Here is an 852-nt window from a genome sequence, read left to right as displayed (position 1 = left end):
TGACAGTTGTTTTTGTTCAGTGAAATACATTTCATTGAGGTCGTTTTGTTTTAGCAGGTTGATGTAGGCAAATACGGCATTGATGACTTCATCTTGTTGCTTTAGGCCTTTCTCGGTAAGGCTCATAGAGATGATAAACATCCCTTGATTATCTGTGTCGAACTGAGGGCCAGCAGATAGCGTATCAACAAGCTGCTTCTTTTTAAGAGAGGAAAGCAGGCTGCCTTTTCCTTCATGCCCTATAAGGTTGGCAATATATCCAAGAGGTTGCGTATTGATGTAAGGACGAGACGTCGGAACAGGGAAGCTTAATGAAATACTTCGTGTGTCTTTGATACTTTTGACTTGAATTTTTGCTGGTAAAAAACCACCGCTAAAAAATGGTGTCGTGGTTTTATGTTCAGGTAAATTTTTGTTCGCGATGCTTGAGAATTTCTCTTCCACCCAGCTGGATAGTGTTTCAAGGTCTTCTTTGCCAAGTACAGTGAGCTTCATTCGGTTTGCTGAGTACTGCATGTCGTAAAACTCTAAGAGCGCTTCACGCAGAGTAATGTCAGGCTTATCAACTAAGGTTTCTAAGTTACCAACTGCAAATTTTTTGTAGGGATGATCGGAATTTAATATGGCTTTGAAACTTTCTAAGTAGCGACGACCATCATCTTGGATTTTTGAACTGTATTCTGAGTGCACTGCATTGACTTCTCGTTGCACATAATCTGCGTTAAACAATGGTGCAGTGAATTGTTGAGAGAAACGATCGAGTGCTGGCTCTAGGTATTCGGCGGACACATCAAAGAAGTAATTAGTGTGTTCAAGTGATGTGTAGGCATTATGACCGCCCCCATGCTCGCT

General features: G+C 41.4%; 1 protein-coding gene. It reads right to left on the bottom strand.

The features are described from left to right. A partial coding sequence (locus tag A3739_RS04255; RefSeq protein WP_197472037.1) for an insulinase family protein occupies nt 1-852 on the bottom strand: 852 nt, incomplete at both ends.

Source organism: Oleiphilus sp. HI0067, from assembly GCF_001635735.1.
Note: the sequence above shows the minus strand (reverse complement) of the source record. Positions and strands in the feature narration are given on the sequence as shown.